This is a genomic window from Haloferax prahovense DSM 18310, from assembly GCF_000336815.1.
Lineage (GTDB): Archaea > Halobacteriota > Halobacteria > Halobacteriales > Haloferacaceae > Haloferax > Haloferax prahovense.
The window spans coordinates 17,093-32,085 of the sequence record NZ_AOLG01000058.1 but is presented as its reverse complement, the minus strand read 5'-3'; the positions used below and the strand labels follow the sequence as shown (position 1 = coordinate 32,085).

Here is a 14,993-nt window from a genome sequence, read left to right as displayed (position 1 = left end):
CGAAGAAGACGCTAAAAAGAATTATGATGAGGTGGTATTCATTGGTTATCCAATCTGGAGAGCGGGTGTCTCGGGCTATCGTATCGGATTTGTTCGGCGGGTTCGCCTCCCGTTCGACGGGTTCTCAGTTTCGACTGTTGCCAAATCCGGGCCGTTACCCAGTTTCGACTGCTTCCGTCTGACGGCCGGTTAGTCTCCCGATTGTCCGGTTGTCCGGTGATTAACGCGGATGAACGACCCCGGTAGTTTAAGACAGACGAGTGTCAACGAATCCACAAGATGTCGCACGTGAACGCCGTCGGGTCCATCGAGATTCAGAACGTCGTCGCTTCGACGGAGGTTCCGGTCGAACTCGACCTCGAACGACTCTCGCTCGATATGGACGGGACGGACTACGACCCCGAGAACTTCCCCGGACTCGTCTATCGAACCCGAGACCCGAAGTCGGCGTGTCTCGTCTTTCGGTCTGGGAAAATCGTCTGTACCGGCGCGGACAGCGTCGACGACGTGAGCACGGCCATCGAAACGCTGTTCGACGAGTTCACCGACCTCGGCGTGCCCGTTCCCGAGGATGCGGATATTACGGTCCAGAACATCGTTTCGAGCGCCGACCTCGGCGAGGCGCTCAACCTGAACGCGCTGGCCATCGGTCTCGGTCTCGAAGCCGTCGAGTACGAACCCGAGCAGTTCCCCGGACTCGTCTACCGTCTCGACGAACCGAGCGTCGTCGTCCTCATGTTCGGAAGCGGAAAAATCGTGATTACGGGGGCGAAGCGGACTGCCGACGCCGAAGCAGCGCTCAAAACGGTCGACGAGGACGTTCGCGAGCTCGGACTGTTCGGGTGAGCACTCGGTGGGTAGTCGACGGGTACTCGGTGGCCGTTGAGACACCGGGTGACGTACTGACGTGTTGGCGAAGTTGGGAAGGCGGTTAACTGGAGGTCGGGAGACGGTATCGGTGCTGACGGTGGCTGTTTTCGGGTTGTTGTCCGTCGGCTCCCGCTTCTCGTCCGCCCCGTCTCCTTTAGTCTCTGATTCGTTGCTTGTCGTTGTGGTGTTGTGGTGTTGTGGTGTTGTGTTGAGTAGTAGAACTAGTAGTCTAGCTACTAGTGTTAGTTCGGTGCGTCAGTGAGGAGAACGGCATCGCGTCGTTGGATGCGTGTCGAGGTGTCGTGGCTGTTCTTCGAAATGGGTGTTGTTCATGATTCGTCCGTCTGCGCTCGGGAGTACACACACACCCCCCTCGCGTTTGTAACGGCTACGCCAGACCCTAGAGGAATTCGACACACCCCCCTCGCGTTTGTAAATATAGAAGCAAAAATATCCGGAAATCACTCGACCTGCGGACCACCCCCACGCCGATTCGCGTTACATTCGCGAGGGTGGTGTGTCTGCACCGGTGCTTTCGACGCTCAACGTTACAAACGCGACGGTACTCCCCCCGTTCAATTACAAACGCGAGGGTGGTCTCTCGCGACTCGAGTTACAAACGCGAGCGTACCCCTCCAGTGAGTGGTTCCCCCGAGACCGTCTCGCGCGTTACAAACGCGAGGGTGGTGTCTGACAGCCTTACTTGCGCGATACTACTCGTTGATCGTCGAATCCAAAACCGGGACTGAAATACCGCTCAAACGGCCGTATTTGTCGCTGTTACAAACGCGAGTCCACCCCTTCACCTTTATTACGGGTGAGTATGAATACCGAACTCACATGACATCGGACGAGAGCGAGGGCGGGACTCGCGACCCGCTGTTCCGCTACGACCAGCCTATCTTCGCGAACGAGGATATCCTCAAAATCTCTCATCTCCCCGGTCCCGACAAGATTGTCGGCCGCGACGAGCACATGTCGAAAGTCGCACAGGCGCTCAACCCCGCCATCTTCGGACGCGAACCGACCCACCTGTTTATCTTCGGAAAGACCGGGTCGGGAAAGACGCTCACCGCGCGTCTCGTGAGCGAGCGGCTCCAACACGAGGCGGTCCGCGAGGACGTCGACGTTCGCATCGCCGTCATCGACTGCGGCGAACAGCACACCGAGGCGTCGGTCATCAAGACGCTCGCCTCGCAGGTCAACGACCCGTCGAAAAGCGGGATGACGATTCCCGAGCGCGGGCTGTCGACCGGCGACTACTACAACCGGCTGTGGCAGGTGCTCGACACCTGCTCCGACGTGACCATCGTCATCCTCGACGAAATCGACATGCTCCGCGACGACGAGGTGCTTCGAAAGCTCTCGCGCGCGGGCGAGAACCAGAAGATAGTGGACTCCCGTATCGGTATCATCGGCATCTCGAACAAAATCGACTACCCCGAGGAACTCACAGAGCGCGTCAAGTCGAGTTTCGCCCACGACGAACTCGTCTTCCCGTCCTACGACGCGAACCAACTCCGCGAAATCCTCGAAAACCGGAAGGACGCGTTCAAGCCCGGCGTCCTCACCGACGACGTGATTCCCCTCGCGAGCGCGCTCGCCGCCCAGGAACACGGCGACGCGCGGAAGGCAATCGATATCCTCCGTAACGCCGGTCGTATCGCCCGAAACGAGAGCGCGGAGACCGTCACCGACGACCACGTGCGGGCCGCCAAAGAAAAGAGCGAAGCCGACCGCTTCAGCGAACTCCTCGAAGGGACCGCAACGCAGTCGAAGGCCGTCCTCTACTCCCTCGTTCTCCAGACCGGCGGCCGAAAGACCGCCGAGATTACGACGAACAAGATTTATCGACAGTACCTCACCGTCGCCGACGACCTCGACATGGACCAACTCTCGGAGCGCCGCGTCCAAGAACTCCTGCAGGAACTCGATTTCCTCAACGTCATCCAGTCCGAAGTCCGGGGTCGCGGCCGCGGGCAGGGCGTCCACGGGACCCACCGCCTTCTCGAGGACCCGGACATCGTCAAGCGGGTGCTTCTCCGAGACAGTCGTATCTCCACGCTCGAATAGCGATGCCCGACGCGTGCGTTCGCACGGAATCTTCCACGCTGACGGTCGAGTTGGAAAAAAAGCTATCGCACGAACCCTTAACACACGCCCGTCTCTGTCGATAGACGACCGAAATCATGGACGAGGAGTTACTATCGTTGCTCACGAGTCTCGTCGAAATAGAGACCGAGAACCCGCCGGGAGACGAGGGGGCGGCGGCGGCTTTCGTGTACGACTGGCTCGAATCTCGGGGCGTCTCGGCGACGCTCGTCGAGGAACCGTATCCCGACCGACCGCAGGTCGTAGCCCGCGTCGGCGACGGTGAGCCTTCGGTCGTCCTCAACGGCCACCTCGACGTGGTCCCGGCGGGCGACCGCGACCAGTGGGACCTCCCGCCGTACGAACCGACTGTCAGAGACGGTAGGCTGTACGGTCGCGGGAGCGCGGACATGAAGTGCGGCGTCGCCCTCGCGATGCTCGCGACGGTCGAATTCGCCGACGCGCTCGACTCCGGATCCCTCGACGGGTCGCTCGTGTTCCACGCCGCCGTCGGGGAGGAGACGGCCGAACCGGGAACGAAGACACTCCTCGAACGCGGCTACGACGGCACCTACGGCGTCGTGCTCGAACCCACGTCGCTGCGAACCGCGACGAGCGCGAAGGGCCTCGGCTGGTACGAGATTACCGTCGGTGGCGACCCATCGCACGCGAGTCGGCCCGACGAGGGCGACAACGCGATCGGGAACGCCCGACTCGTCCTCGACGCGCTCGCGGCGTACGACGAGCGGATTCGACAGCGGTCCGACCCGCTCGTCGGCCGGCCGACTGCGACGGTCACGCAGTTCGAGGCGGGGACCAAGGAGAACGTCGTCCCGGAGGGGGCGACGATAACGGTCGACAGGCGGTTCGTTCCCTCGGAGTCCGTCGAGGAGGTCGACGCCGAAATCGACGCGGTGCTCTCCGACGTCGCGGCCGAACACGACCTGCACGTCGAGTGGGCGCGAACGCGGGTCTACGAGTCGGCGGCGGTTCCGACCGACAGCGACATCGCGACGCGCTTTCGGGACGCGGCCGCCGAGCGGGCCGACACCGACCCCGAACCGTGGGGCATTCGGGCGGCGACCGACGTTCGGAACCTCGTCAACGACGCCGGGATGGACGCGATTACGTGGGGTCCGGGGTCGATGGCGCAGGCCCACGCCTACGACGAGTACATCGAGCTGTCGGAGGTCGAAGCCGGGTACGACATTCTCTGCACGGCACTCCGTGGACTGTTCGAAGACGTGGAGAACTGACGGTCTGAACGTCGGCCCTCGGCCGAACGACTCGAAAAAAGCGGCTGACAGCGACTTCGATTATTCGACGAGCTCTTCGAACCGCTCGACTGCGGCGCTCGCGACCGCCATGTCTTCGGACACCTCGCCGCCGCTGACGCCGACGGTCCCGACGATTTCGCCGTCGACTTCGAGGGGATAACCGCCGCCGAAGACGACGAGCCGATTCTCGTCGGTCGTTTGGAGTCCCCAGAGAGACTCGCCGGGGTGTGTCGGCTCGGCGAGTTCGTGCGTGGGCGTCTGTAGCGCGGCCGCCGTGTACGCCTTGTTTCGAGAGATGTCGACGCTCGCGAGCCACGCGTCGTCCATTCGGTGCTGTGCGATGAGGTTACCCTCCGGGTTCGCGACCGTAATCACCATTCGCAGTCCCATCGATTCGGCCTCCGCTTCCGCCGCTTCGATGAGTACCTTCGCCGTCTCGAGATTGATTGCATCGGACATATCGCTTCGTCGAAACCGGTCTCGACGGCCCTACTTATACGTGCGCCGCCGCGCCGAGTCGGCGACTGAATCTGCTTCTATCCGTCGATTTCGGGCGTCTGAGTCTCGCCCGGAGCGGTTCCCCGGCAAAACAATAGTGGTAGAAATACTGACAATTCATGTCGCCGCCGACGGTCGCGAACCGGGACCGTTCGGTCCGAGGTGAGTCGCGCGGGTTGGGGCCGGGGTCGACTCAGTCGTACAGCGGGTACTCGTCGGTCAGTTCGTCGACCTTCTGGTCGACGAACCCCTTGACTGATTCGTCGTGCGGCGCGTCGACGATTTCGTAGATGAGGTCGGCGACGGTTCGGCAGGCCTCCTCATCGAAGCCGCGGGTCGTCAGCGCGGGCGTGCCGGCGCGGATACCGCTGGGGTTGAACGCCGAGCGACTCTCGCCGGGAACCGTGTTGGCGTTGAGGACGATACCGACCTCTTCGAGGGCCGCTTCGACGTCCTTGCCGGTCGTGTCCGGGTGCGACGGCCGGAGGTCGACGAGGACCAAGTGGGTGTCCGTGCCCCCGGAGACGAGTTCGAGGCCGCGCTCCTGTAGCCGCTCGCCGAGGGCGGCGGCGTTATCGACGACCTGCGACGCGTACTCCTCGAACTCAGGGGTTAGCGCCTCGCCGAAGCCGACCGCCTTGCCGGCGACGTTGTGCAGTATCGGTCCGCCTTGGAGTCCGGGAAAGACCGCGGAATCGACGTCGTCGGCGTGCTCTTCGTCGCACATGATGATGCCGCCGCGACCCGAGCGAATCGTCTTGTGGGTCGAGCCGGTGACGAAGTCCGCGACGCCGACGGGCGAGGAGTGTTCGCCCGCGGCGACGAGGCCGGTGATGTGGGCGATGTCGGCGAGGTGGTACGCGTCGACCGCTTCGGCCGCGGCCTGCACGCGCTCCCACTCGACTTCCCGCGGGTACGCGGAGTACCCCGAGATGATGATGTCCGGGTCGAACTCCTCGGCCTTCTCGGCGAGTTGCTCGTAGTCGACGTAGCCGGTCTCGGCGTCGACTTCGTACTGTTCGACCTCGTACGTCTTCCCCGCGACGTTCACCGGGTGGCCGTGGCTCAGGTGGCCGCCGTGGGTCAAATCGAGCGAGAGAATCTTGTCGCCGGGGTCGAGCACGGCGAGGAACACGCCCATGTTCGCTTGCGACCCCGAGTGCGGTTGGACGTTGACGTGGTCGGCACCCCAGAGTTCCTTCGCGCGGTCGATGGCGAGTTGTTCGACTTCGTCGGCGTACTCGCAGCCGCCGTAGTACCGGCTTCCCGGGTAGCCCTCGGCGTAGTTGTTCGTCAGCTCCGAGCTTTGGGCCTCCATAACCGCCTCGCTGACGTGGTTCTCGCTCGCTATCATGGCGAGCGTGTCGTTCTGCCGCCGGCGTTCGCCCGTCAGCGCGTCGGCGACGGCCGGGTCGGTCTCTCGAACGGTGTCGTAAGGCATCGTGGGTGCATCTCGACTCTGCGGTATAACGCTTCGCCGACCCCCGAGACGAGGGTGGAACGCCGGGCGAGAACCACAACTTGACAGAACGAATATGTTCTGTGGTCGGGCCGAGAGGCGCGACGAGCGCCCGTTGTGGCTGTCTGCGAATAATCCGAATTGAGGTTGTTGACTGCCAAAAACGGCATGTACTGTGCTCGGTTCTCACCCAGACGAGCGCCGACCGGCGATAGCTCTATATTGGAACTTCGTCACGTTTCTCACATACCGTGCTAAGAACTATCACAGTTTACGGACAGTCCCGAACCCGAGGCGACACGCGCCTGCCGTCCCGGCGCGCCGTGCGACCGACCGCCGGGGTGAGTCGCCGATGAGTGAGACGGAGTCGCTCCCGGTACAGTACCGCGATATCGAACGCGCGCGCGAGCGACTCGAAAACGACCGCGTCGTCAAGCGGACGCCGATAGAGCGGAGCACCTCGCTCGGCGACCTCGTCGGCGCGGACGTCTACCTGAAGATGGAACATCTCCAGTGGACGGGGTCGTTCAAGACGCGGGGCGCGTACAACAAGATTCGACAGGACACCGACCGCGGAATCGACGAGTTCGTGGCCGCGAGCGCCGGCAACCACGCCCAGGGCGTCGCGCTCGCCGCGACCGAGTGCGGAGCCGACTCCACGGTCGTGATGCCGGAGAACGCCCCGCAGACGAAAATCGACGCGACGCGCGACTACGGCGCGGCGGTCGAACTCGTCGGCGAGGACTTCCAGGAGACGATGGCGTACGCGCAGTCGCTCGCCGAGGAGTCGAGCGCCGAGTTCGTCCACGCGTACGACGACTGCGACATCGTCGCCGGGCAGGGAACGCTCGGCGTCGAGATGTATCGCGACCTCCCCGAGATGGACACCGTAGTCGTCCCCATCGGCGGCGGCGGGCTCATCTCGGGTATCGCGACCGCCATCAAGCACCACGACCCCGAGATTCGCGTCGTCGGCGTGCAGGCCGCGGGCGCGGAAACGGTCCACGAGAGCCTCGACAAAGGCGTTCCCGTGACGCTCGACGACACGAACACCATCGCCGACGGCATCGCGACCGGCGGCATCTCGGAGTTGACGCTCCGAACCATCGAGGAACACGTCGACGAGGTCGTCACGGTCTCCGACGGGGAAATCGCAGAGGCCATCCTCCTCTTGCTCGAACGCGCCAAGCAGGTCGTGGAGGGTGCCGGTGCCGCCTCGGTCGCCGCCGTGCTGAGCGACCACCTCGACGTCGAGGGCGAGACCGTCATGCCGCTGCTCTGCGGAGGGAATCTGGACATGACGATGCTCCAGACGGTGCTCGTCCATGCGCTCACCAGCCGCCGGCAGACGCTGCGCCTTCGGGTCCGAATCCGAGACGAGCCCGGCGAGATGGCGCGGCTCTCTCGACTCATCGCCGACCGCGACGCGAACATTCACGACGTTCGCCACGTCCGCGCCGTCGACGCCCTCGACGTCGGCGAGGCGCACCTTCTGTTCCGCATCGAGACGAAAGGGGCCGAACACGCGGCGGCCGTCGTGGACACGATAGAAGACGCGGGCTACGCGGTCGACGACGTTTCGGCCCGGCGATAGCCCGCGTCGCTCGTCGGTTTCGGTCGCTCTCGCGGTCTCAGCACAACCTACCTTTATTTTGATACCTCGTGCGAGTTCCGTCGGGACACAGCTTGAAGGACGGGAACGCCGACACTCTCCCCGTGAAGCGAATCATCGATACCGACGAAGCGCCCGCCGCGGTCGGGGCGTACAGTCAAGCGACGACGAACGGCTCTATCCTCGTCACGGCCGGGCAACTCCCGCTCACCCCGGACGGGGAACTGCTCGACGACGAATCGGTCGAAGAACAGACGCGTCAGTGCCTTCGGAACGTGGAGGCCATCCTCGCCGCCGAGGGGCTGACGCCGGAAGACGTGCTCAAGACGACTGTGTTCCTCGACGACATCGACGACTTCGACGCGTTCGACGAGGCGTACAGCGCCTTTTTCGACGTGGAACCGCCCGCTCGGAGCGCGGTCGGCGTCGGCGACGTGCCGAAGGGCGCGGCCGTAGAAATCGAGGCCATCGCCGCGGTCGAGTAACGCCGCTACTTCTCTCCGGCCGACGCTCTGATGCGCGCCACGACGTCCTCTCGACTCACATCGGGGTCGTCGTCGGTGGTGAGACGGCCCATCACGAATTCGAGCAAGTCGAGGTCTTGGAGCAGTTCGAGCGCGTCCATACGTTCGAGGCCAAGCACCTTCCCGAACTCGTAGACGGTCTTGGCGTCGTTGGCGGCGTCGGCGAGTTGGTCGATTGTGACGGACTCGGGGAGGCCGATGCCGTCGGCGAGCGCCTCGGGCGATTCGCCGGCGTCGTTGGCCGGCGTCGGCGCTCGCTCGATAGCCGCCGGCTCGCCGGCGAGCGACGTTTCATACGACGACGGCTCGTGGACGCCTTGGTCTATCATGTACCTGCGGACCGTCTCGTCGGTCACGTCCATCTCGAAGGCGTCGGCCATCCGCTCGAACGTCTCGTACCGCGCGTACACGGCTTCGAGGTACGGCGTGTCTTCGAACGCCGGCACGTTCGGGTTCCGGACGGTCTCGGGTGACTCGGTATCGGCGTCGCCCGTCTCCTTCGGAGCCGTCGGCGTCGAATCGGCCGCAACCGTGACGACGACCGACGGCTCCCCGTCGAGCGAGACGTCCGCGGCATCGACGGCGACGTGTTCGCGACCGCTCGGCAACACGTCGTCGACTTCGAGCGTGAGCCCAATCGTCCCGTCGGAGTCGAGAGAGGTCCCTCGGACTCCGACGCCGGAGCCGCCGCCGGCGCTCGACGAGAGCGCGAACTCGACGTCCGCCGACGCGCCCGTCTCCGTGACCGCCACGGACGACTCTTGGACGCTCGCGGCGTCCGTCCGCTCGCATTCTTCGAGGAATTCGCCCAGTCGCCGAAGCGATGTGCCCACACTCATTGTCCGTCTCGGTCACCACGGACGCGCCGGGACTCCCTGAAAAGCGGTGTGGAATACTGAGTGGATTTATATAGTCCCACAGAATATGCGGCGAAAACTATTAACAAGAATCTGCTGTTCAAACTACTATATCGTGCTCACGAGAAACGTTTTCACCGCGAACGTCGAAACGACTTCGCGTACTTCAACCGATCCGACGCTCTGGTTTGCTCGGTCTCGAACCCCTTGGACTACGAGGTAAAGACACGATGAGTTTGATAACTGTTGCCGACATCGCGCACGACGACCTCGCGCTGACGCCGACGATTCGGTCGGAAGCCGCGAGCGAGATAGACGTCGTCTCGCAGTCCGCGACGGACCCCGAGACCGGCCTGTTCTTCTTCGTCGTGAAGGGCGCGGAGTGCTCGGCGTTCGAAGCGGCGTTAGAAGTCGACCACACAGTCAGCGACTGGCGACTCGTCTCCGAGCGAGACGACGCCGCGGTGTATCGCATCGGACACACGACGGACGCGATTCTCCTCTCGCCTATCGTCACGGAGCTCGGCGGGCTCATGCTCGACGCGTGCAGCAACGACACGGCGGGCTGGCGGGTCCGTCTCCAGCTATCGGACCGCGAGGCGCTCTCGGAGCTGTGGGAGTACTGCGAGGCGAAGGACATCACCTTCGAGCTGAACCGGATGTTCCGACAGGACGGCTGGATGAACGGCGAGCCGAGCAAACTCACCGACGCACAGCGCGACGCGCTGGTCGCCGCCTACGAACACGGGTATTTCGAGGAGCCGCGAGAGGCGGCGTTAGACGACCTCTCGGAGGTACTCGACATCTCGCCGACGGCCGTCAGCGGGCGCATCAGACGGGGGACCGCGGAGCTGGTCGAGTCGATTCTTCTCGACGAGTGACCGGGTGAGCCCCGCAAAAAAGGTGTGGGAGTCAGACGGCGAGGACGTAGTCGTCCTGCGGTTCGTAGATTTCGCCGCTCATCCGCAGGTCGCGGACGGCGTCGAGCGTTTCGCCGATGGCGACGCCGTTGTCTGCGAGCGCCGCGGCGAGTCGCCCGAGCGCGACGCCGTCGGGGTGGTCCTCGCCGAGTTCGATGAGCGCCTCCTTCGCGTCGTCGCTCTCGGCCTCGGCGTCGAACGCGACGCGCTCCCACTCGACGTCGTGGCCGGTGACGTTCGCGTGTCGTCGGTACAGTTCGACGGCGTCGTTCGGCTCCGCGACGGAGACGTGGAGGTCGCACGCCGGGCAGGTGACGACGCCGGCGCGTGGTTTTTCGGCTAGTTTGGCATCCTCGTCGTCAGGCATTGTAAGCGTCCTGTGCGAGTCGATGGAGTTTGTGGACGGTGTGTTCGTTCGGACCGAGCTGTGCCTGCCCGAGCGCGCCGGACTTGAGCCCCTCGTACTGCCGTTCGACGAGTTCGAAGTCCTCCTCTTGGAGCTGTCGGCTCGTCTGGACGAACTTCTCTTCTTCTTCCGAGAGGTCGGCGTCGCGGAAGTAGTAGTCCGCGATGAGTTGGAAGCGCCCCTCGTCGATGGGGTCGATGATGTACGTACCGTAGCCGTCGGCGGTGCCGTACATGTTGACCGTGAAGTTCGGCCAGAAGTAGTAGAACTTGGCCTCGTGCTCGGGATGGATGCGCATCTCGTCGTCGACGTCCTCTTTGTGCTTGTAGTGGAGCACCCAGTGGTAGTCGTTGACTTCGAGTTCGGAGTCCATGAGTTCGAGTCCCCGGACCCAGTCTTGGTGGTTCGCCTGACAGTGGTCGCACTCCGAGTAGTTCCCGCTGAACGTCTTCCAGTTGCACTCGACTTCGGAGACGTAGCGGCGGGCGTGTTCGTACTCGCCGAGCGGCAGGTCTTCGAGTTCGGTCTTCATCGACCCGGCCTGTTCGGCCAGCGAGAGGCTCGGTTCGTCCTCGAAGTTGACGAACACGAGCGGCCCGATAGCGTCCGTATTGACCTCCATGAGGCCGTTCTCTTCGGGGTCGAGTTCGCTGACGGCGTCGTCGTCGAGGTCGGGGTTCAGACTCGCCTCCTCGAAGCTCTTCGGAGTGCTCTGGAGCGACCCGTCGAGTTCGTACGCCCAGAGGTGGTACGGGCAGGTGATTCGACTGAGGCTTCCGGGGTCGGTCATCGGCGTGTCGTCGAGCATCTTCGACCCGCGGTGGGCACAGACGTTGTAGAACGCCCGTACGTCGCCGTCGTCATCGCGGGTGACGATTATCTGCTTGCCGCCGATGGTTCGCGTGAAGTAGTCGCCGGCGTCCGGGATGTGGGTCGCGTGACCCGCGTAGACCCAGTACTGACCGAACACTTTCTCCTTTTCCATCTCGTGGACCTCGGGGTCCGTGAAGTACTTCGCCGGCAACGCGTTCGTTTCCGCAGTGATGTCGGCGCTAACCGCACCGATTTCGTCACGATTGTTGTTCCACCGTGTCATGGGAGGAAGAAACACACATCTTTGGAAAAGGGTTCGTCGGGAATAGTGGACCCGTATAAGTGGCGGTGGATAATCGCGGTGGCGCGACGGTTCGGCCGTCAGCGACGCTCTCGACGGGTTTTGAGTCGGACGACGGAAAAAGGGGCTCCGTGATACAGGTCAAGAGTGAAGGGGGGACGTTCCGAACCGACGGACACAATGAGTGTCCGCGACGACCGATACGACGTCGCCGTGGTCGGGGTCGGCGGGATGGGAAGCGCGACCGCGTACCACCTCGCCGACCGCGGCCTCGACGTCGTCGGTCTCGAACGATACGACATTCCCCACTCGCAGGGGTCGTCTCACGGTATCACGCGCATCATCCGGCGCGCGTACTACGAACACCCCTCGTACGTCCCGCTCATCGAACGGGCGTACGACCTCTGGGACGACCTGGCCGACGAGACCGGGCGCGAGGTCATCCACCGAACCGGCTCTATCGACGCCGGGCCGGTCGACAACGACGTGTTCGCCGGCTCGAAGCGTTCCTGTGAGGAACACGACATCCCGCACGAGGTGCTGACCGGTGCGGAAGTCAACGAGCGGTTCCCCGGCTACGAACTCCCCGAGGAGTACCGGGCGGTCTATCAAGAGGACGGCGGGTTCATCGTCCCCGAGCAGGCGATTATCGCGCACACCGAGGCGGCGCAGGCGCGGGGTGCCGAGATTCGCGCCCGCGAGCGAGTCGAAGACTGGGCGGAGACGAACGACGGTGGCGTGCGCGTCCGCACCGACCGAGGCGTGTACGTCGCGGACGCGCTCGTGCTCGCCGCGGGCGCGTGGAACTACAAACTCGCCGATGCCCTGGACGGGCTTGCGGTCCCCGAGCGACAGGCGCTCGCGTGGTTCCAACCGGAGTCGCCGTCGACGTTCGCGCCCGAGGAGTTCCCCGTCTGGAACCTCAGCGTCCCCGAGGGTCGGTTCTACGGGTTCCCGGTCCACGACGTGCCGGGCTTCAAACTCGGCAAGTACCACCACCGCGACGAGGAAGTCGACCCCGACGACTTCGACCGCGAGCCGAACCGCGCCGACGAGGCGATACTCCGGGACGTCACGGAGAAGTACTTCCCGGAGGCCGCGGGGCCGACGATGTCGCTCGCGACGTGCATGTTCACGAACTCGCCGGACGAACACTTCATCCTCGACACGCTCCCCGACCACCCGCAGGTCGCCGTCGGGGCCGGCTTTTCGGGACACGGCTTCAAGTTCGCCAGCGTCATCGGCGAAATCCTCGCCGACCTCGCCGTCGACGGCGAAAGCGACCTGCCGCTCGACATGTTCTCGCTCGACAGGTTCGAGTGACGACCGCGGCTTTCGGTTTCACCCCGTCAACCGATTTGAGGATATAACTTTCGCAACGTTCCTCTATTTGCGTATAAATGCCACTATTATCGAAGACTATCGGTTAAGATGTGTAATACCGATGGGTTGGTTGAATCGTGAGGGGTGTGGGCTCGTGTCATAGCTCGAGTGGACGCGTCGGAGCAGGCGCCGACCTCGACGGTGACCGCGGGTGGCCCCACAGCGGGACAACGATATGAGCGTACACGAATTCCAGAGGCGATTCCTAACGGAGGGTGTATCGAATGCCGAATAGCAACGACTCGGCCGACCGGTCTACGAGCGAACTACAGGCGGACCTGTTCTACCCGGAGACCGAGCGCGAACCCGGTGATGGGAACATCCAACGCTGGGGGCTCGACATCCACCCCGTCGTCTTCCCGGCCGCGCTCTTGATAATCGGCGCCTTCGTCGCCGTGACGCTCGTCCTCGGCGAGCAGGCGGCGAGCGTCTACTCGGGCGTCAGGGGTTTTTTCGAGGGTAACTTCGGGTGGTTCTTCCTCCTGTCGGTCAATCTCTTTATCGTCGTCTTGGCGTACTTCGCGCTGAGTAAGTACGGCGAGATAACCCTCGGCGGCGTCGAGGCCGAAAAGGAGTTCAGCGACTTCTCGTGGATGGCGATGCTGTTCAGCGCGGGCATGGGTATCGGACTCATGTTCTACAGCGTCGCGGAGCCACTGTACTACTTCACCAACGTCCCCGGCTTCTTCGACGCCGAAGCCGGGTCCGGTGGCGCGGGCATCGCCGCGATGACCCAGACGTTCTTCCATTGGGGGTTCCACCCGTGGGCCATCTACGGCCTCGTCGGACTGGGGCTCGCGTTCTTCTCGTTCAATCGGGGGCTTCCGCTCACCTTCCGGTCGATTTTCTGGCCGCTCCTCGGTGAGCGAATCTACGGCTGGCCGGGCCATCTCATCGACCTCGTGTCGGTGTTCGCGACGCTGTTCGGCCTCGCCACGTCGCTCGGACTCGGCGTCGCACAGATAAACACGGGTCTATCGTACATCCTCGGCGAGAGCATGCTCGGCATCCTGAGCGTTCCGAACAACACCGGGATGCAGATTGGGCTCATCGCCGTGATTACTCTCATCGCCACCGCATCCGTCGCGGCCGGCCTCGAAGACGGCATCCGGCGTCTGAGCACGCTGAACGTCTTTCTGATGTTCGTCTTGTTGTCGTTCGTGCTCGTCGCCGGCGCGACGATGAGTATCTTCGGCGCGTGGGTGCAGGGGCTCGGAAACTACTTCAGCGACTTCCTCTCGTTGGCGTTCTTCACCGGCACGCTCGGCGGCGGTGCGTCCACCGTCAACGGTTGGACGGTGTTCTACTGGGCGTGGTGGATTGCGTGGTCGCCGTTCGTCGGCATGTTCGTCGCGCGCATCTCGAAGGGACGGACGGTCCGCGAGTTCGTCTTCGGCGTGTTCGTCCTGCCGTCACTGTTCTCGACCGTTTGGCTCTCGGCGTTCGGCGGGAGCGCCCTGTTCAACTCGCTTCAGGGCAACGGCGTCGTCCTCGCGACCTACGGCGAGGCCGGACAGACGGTCGCGATGTTCGCGCTCCTCGAACAGTTCCCGTTCAGCGCCGTCTCGGGACTGCTCGCGGTGACGCTCGTAGTGACGTTCTTCGTGACCTCTTCAGACTCGGGGTCGCTCGTCGTCGACCATCTCACGTCGGGCGGCAAACACAATGTTCCGCGGACGCAGCGTATCTTCTGGGCGGTCACGGAGGGCGTCGTCGCGTCGCTTCTCCTCTACGGCGGCGGGCTCGACGCACTCCAGACGGCGGCTATCGCGACGGGATTCCCGTTCGCTATCGTCCTCGTCGTCACGTGCTACACGGTCTATCTCGGCCTCGACAAGGAGTACGAACTCCTGCAGTCCGAGGAGTTCGCCGAGCGGATAGAGAACCTGGGTGACGAAGATATCGACATCGACGTCGGTCGGTCTCGGACGTCGGTCGTGACCAACATCCGAGAGAAATCCGGGACGACGGACGACTGAACG

General features: G+C 63.7%; 13 protein-coding genes. 8 read left to right on the top strand and 5 right to left on the bottom strand.

Annotated features, from left to right (window positions below; all coding sequences use genetic code 11):
* Positions 1-279 precede the first annotated feature (279 nt).
* The 3 genes from C457_RS18655 (at position 280) to C457_RS18645 (ending at position 4,217) form a co-directional block, all read left to right on the top strand.
* Positions 280-846 (top strand): TATA-box-binding protein, encoded by a 567-nt coding sequence (locus tag C457_RS18655; protein WP_008097102.1) that lies wholly within the window; start codon positions 280-282, stop codon positions 844-846.
* Positions 847-1,710: 864 nt separating this feature from the next.
* On the top strand, positions 1,711-2,943 hold the full coding sequence (locus C457_RS18650; protein ID WP_004041152.1) for a Cdc6/Cdc18 family protein: 1,233 nt from the start codon (positions 1,711-1,713) through the stop codon (positions 2,941-2,943).
* A gap of 116 nt (positions 2,944-3,059) precedes the next feature.
* Positions 3,060-4,217 carry a M20 family metallopeptidase gene (locus C457_RS18645; protein WP_008097094.1) on the top strand — a complete coding sequence of 386 codons (1,158 nt, stop codon included), beginning with the start codon at positions 3,060-3,062 and terminating at the stop codon, positions 4,215-4,217.
* A 60-nt stretch (positions 4,218-4,277) separates the two neighbouring features.
* Here C457_RS18645 and C457_RS18640 read toward each other — a convergent pair whose 3' ends face one another.
* Both C457_RS18640 and glyA read right to left on the bottom strand, forming a co-directional pair.
* Complete coding sequence (locus C457_RS18640) at positions 4,278-4,697, bottom strand: GlcG/HbpS family heme-binding protein (RefSeq protein ID WP_004972263.1); 420 nt, start codon at positions 4,695-4,697, stop codon at positions 4,278-4,280.
* A gap of 232 nt (positions 4,698-4,929) precedes the next feature.
* The gene (glyA, locus tag C457_RS18635; protein WP_008097091.1) at positions 4,930-6,177 is read right to left on the bottom strand and encodes a serine hydroxymethyltransferase; all 1,248 of its coding nucleotides are present in this window, start codon (positions 6,175-6,177) and stop codon (positions 4,930-4,932) included.
* 370 nt (positions 6,178-6,547) lie between these two features.
* Between glyA and ilvA the strand changes: the two genes are divergently transcribed.
* Positions 6,548-7,789 (top strand): threonine ammonia-lyase, encoded by a 1,242-nt coding sequence (gene ilvA, locus C457_RS18630; RefSeq protein ID WP_008097085.1) that lies wholly within the window; start codon positions 6,548-6,550, stop codon positions 7,787-7,789.
* Between the two features lie 122 nt (positions 7,790-7,911).
* Positions 7,912-8,292: a Rid family detoxifying hydrolase gene (locus C457_RS18625; protein ID WP_004972257.1), complete on the top strand. Its 381-nt coding sequence runs from the start codon at positions 7,912-7,914 to the stop codon at positions 8,290-8,292.
* A gap of 5 nt (positions 8,293-8,297) precedes the next feature.
* Here the strand turns inward: C457_RS18625 and C457_RS18620 are convergent, their stop codons facing one another.
* Positions 8,298-9,170, bottom strand: coding sequence for a hypothetical protein (locus C457_RS18620; protein ID WP_049913725.1), 873 nt, complete (start codon positions 9,168-9,170; stop codon positions 8,298-8,300).
* A 248-nt stretch (positions 9,171-9,418) separates the two neighbouring features.
* Between C457_RS18620 and C457_RS18615 the strand changes: the two genes are divergently transcribed.
* Complete coding sequence (locus C457_RS18615; RefSeq protein ID WP_008097082.1) at positions 9,419-10,069, top strand: helix-turn-helix domain-containing protein; 651 nt, start codon at positions 9,419-9,421, stop codon at positions 10,067-10,069.
* A 31-nt stretch (positions 10,070-10,100) separates the two neighbouring features.
* Here the strand turns inward: C457_RS18615 and C457_RS18610 are convergent, their stop codons facing one another.
* The gene (locus tag C457_RS18610) at positions 10,101-10,475 is read right to left on the bottom strand and encodes a hypothetical protein (RefSeq protein WP_008097080.1); all 375 of its coding nucleotides are present in this window, start codon (positions 10,473-10,475) and stop codon (positions 10,101-10,103) included.
* Complete coding sequence (locus tag C457_RS18605) at positions 10,468-11,610, bottom strand: aromatic ring-hydroxylating oxygenase subunit alpha (protein ID WP_008097078.1); 1,143 nt, start codon at positions 11,608-11,610, stop codon at positions 10,468-10,470. The genes C457_RS18610 and C457_RS18605 overlap by 8 nt, the downstream gene beginning before the upstream one ends.
* Before the next feature lie 198 nt (positions 11,611-11,808).
* Between C457_RS18605 and solA the strand changes: the two genes are divergently transcribed.
* Both solA and C457_RS18595 read left to right on the top strand, forming a co-directional pair.
* Complete coding sequence (solA, locus tag C457_RS18600; protein WP_008097077.1) at positions 11,809-12,951, top strand: N-methyl-L-tryptophan oxidase; 1,143 nt, start codon at positions 11,809-11,811, stop codon at positions 12,949-12,951.
* 284 nt (positions 12,952-13,235) lie between these two features.
* Positions 13,236-14,990 carry a BCCT family transporter gene (locus tag C457_RS18595; protein ID WP_008097076.1) on the top strand — a complete coding sequence of 585 codons (1,755 nt, stop codon included), beginning with the start codon at positions 13,236-13,238 and terminating at the stop codon, positions 14,988-14,990.
* Positions 14,991-14,993: the final 3 nt, after the last annotated feature.

Excerpts from the sequence above, each read along its gene's own strand:
- C457_RS18655 (WP_008097102.1), top strand. The coding sequence starts at position 280 with ATGTCGCACGTGAACGCCGTCGGGTCCATCGAGATTCAGAACGTCGTC.
- C457_RS18650 (WP_004041152.1), top strand. The coding sequence starts at position 1,711 with ATGACATCGGACGAGAGCGAGGGCGGGACTCGCGACCCGCTGTTCCGC.
- C457_RS18645 (WP_008097094.1), top strand. The coding sequence starts at position 3,060 with ATGGACGAGGAGTTACTATCGTTGCTCACGAGTCTCGTCGAAATAGAG.
- C457_RS18640 (WP_004972263.1), bottom strand. The coding sequence starts at position 4,697 with ATGTCCGATGCAATCAATCTCGAGACGGCGAAGGTACTCATCGAAGCG.
- glyA (WP_008097091.1), bottom strand. The coding sequence starts at position 6,177 with ATGCCTTACGACACCGTTCGAGAGACCGACCCGGCCGTCGCCGACGCG.
- ilvA (WP_008097085.1), top strand. The coding sequence starts at position 6,548 with ATGAGTGAGACGGAGTCGCTCCCGGTACAGTACCGCGATATCGAACGC.
- C457_RS18620 (WP_049913725.1), bottom strand. The coding sequence starts at position 9,170 with ATGAGTGTGGGCACATCGCTTCGGCGACTGGGCGAATTCCTCGAAGAA.
- C457_RS18615 (WP_008097082.1), top strand. The coding sequence starts at position 9,419 with ATGAGTTTGATAACTGTTGCCGACATCGCGCACGACGACCTCGCGCTG.
- C457_RS18610 (WP_008097080.1), bottom strand. The coding sequence starts at position 10,475 with ATGCCTGACGACGAGGATGCCAAACTAGCCGAAAAACCACGCGCCGGC.
- C457_RS18605 (WP_008097078.1), bottom strand. The coding sequence starts at position 11,610 with ATGACACGGTGGAACAACAATCGTGACGAAATCGGTGCGGTTAGCGCC.
- solA (WP_008097077.1), top strand. The coding sequence starts at position 11,809 with ATGAGTGTCCGCGACGACCGATACGACGTCGCCGTGGTCGGGGTCGGC.
- C457_RS18595 (WP_008097076.1), top strand. The coding sequence starts at position 13,236 with ATGCCGAATAGCAACGACTCGGCCGACCGGTCTACGAGCGAACTACAG.